The sequence below is a fragment of the Actinomycetospora chibensis genome, assembly GCF_028737215.1.
Taxonomy (GTDB): Bacteria; Actinomycetota; Actinomycetes; order Mycobacteriales; family Pseudonocardiaceae; genus Actinomycetospora; species Actinomycetospora chibensis.
On record NZ_JAQZAM010000049.1, the window covers coordinates 1 to 1,395 of the forward strand.

The 1,395-nt window shown below is 72.8% G+C and carries 1 protein-coding gene; it reads left to right on the plus strand.

All coding sequences use genetic code 11. The annotated features are described in order from the left end of the window. The first annotated feature begins 115 nt into the window (after positions 1-115). Entirely contained in the window at positions 116-1,210 is a 1,095-nt protein-coding gene (locus PH189_RS30235; protein WP_274192571.1) for an IS110 family RNA-guided transposase, read from the plus strand. The last annotated feature ends 185 nt before the right edge of the window (positions 1,211-1,395 follow it).

A 1,395-nucleotide genomic window follows, 5' to 3' on the forward strand; every position in this document is an offset into this window, starting at 1 on the left:
GTCTAGACCGTATGGAGGCCCGGCGCCCCGCTCGTAAGTTGGCGCGGGTCGCCGTCGCACTCGGTGACGGTGCCGCAATTACGGGAGGCGCCGGGTGTTGGCAGAGCGTACGTGGGTGGGCCTGGACGTTCACGCTCGTTCGGTCGTGGGGTGCGCGATCGACGACGAGGCGTGTGAGATCCGCACCCAGCGGGTGGCGCCGCAGGCCGATGCGATCGTGGCCTGGGTGCTCGAGTTACCGGGTCCGGTGGCGGTGACCTATGAGGCCGGCCCGACCGGCTTCGGTCTGGCTCGGGCGCTGGCCGCGGCGGGGGTGCGCTGCGAGGTGGTCGCGCCCTCCAAGCTGGAACGCCCGGCCGGAGACAAGGTCAAGACCGATCGCCGAGACGCCGAGCGTCTGGCGCGGCTGCTGCGCATCGGGGAGCTGCCCGCGGTGCGGGTCCCCAGTGAGGCCGAGGAAGCCGCTCGGGACTTGGTGCGCGCCCGCGAAGACGCTCGGGGGGACCTGATGCGCGCGCGGCACCGGCTGTCCAAGCTGCTGCTGCGCCAGGGCATCGTGTGGGAGCGCAGCGCGTGGACCGGCGAGCACACCGACTGGCTGCGCCGCCAGCACTTCGACCGGCGCGGGGTGCAGCTGGCCTTCGACGAAGCCCTCGAAGCGGTGTTCAGCGTGCACGCCCGCCGCGACCGTCTCGACGCCGCGATCGAACAGATGGCCGACACCGAGCCGCTGGCCGGCCCGGTGGGACGGCTGCGCTGCCTGCGCGGGGTCTCCACGCTGACCGCTGTCGGGCTCTGCGTCGAGGTCGCCGACTGGCACCGCTTCACCGGCTCGACCATCGGCTCCTACCTCGGGCTGGTGCCCTCGGAATCCTCCTCCGGCGCCCGACGGGTCCAGGGCTCGATCACCAAGACCGGCAACGCCCACGCCCGCCGACTGCTGGTCGAAGCCGCCTGGCACCACCGTCGCCCGCTACGTCCCAGCCGGGAACGAGCCCGGCGCGCCGACGGTCAGCCCGCCGAGGTGCGGGCCCGCGCCGAGGCCGGCAACCGCCGCTTGCACCAACGCTGGTGCCGTCTCGAGCAGCGCCACAAGCGCCCGACCGTCTCCGTCGTGGCCGTGGCCCGCGAGCTCGCCGGCTGGTGCTGGAGCCTCGCCGTCCTCGCCGATCAGCAGCTCGGCGAGCACCACCAGCACCCGGCCGCCTGACACCCGGTCGCCTCACAGACCCCGGCGGGCGCCGGGTGTGGATGCAGGCAGCGCGAGGAGCAACCCGCGATTCCGCTATGAGCAGCTCAGCACCGAGACCATTCGTGCCGGGCGACGCTCGACTCTAGATCCGCGGAACGCTCCCGACGAACATCCGGTCATGCGGTAACCAACCCGCGCATATC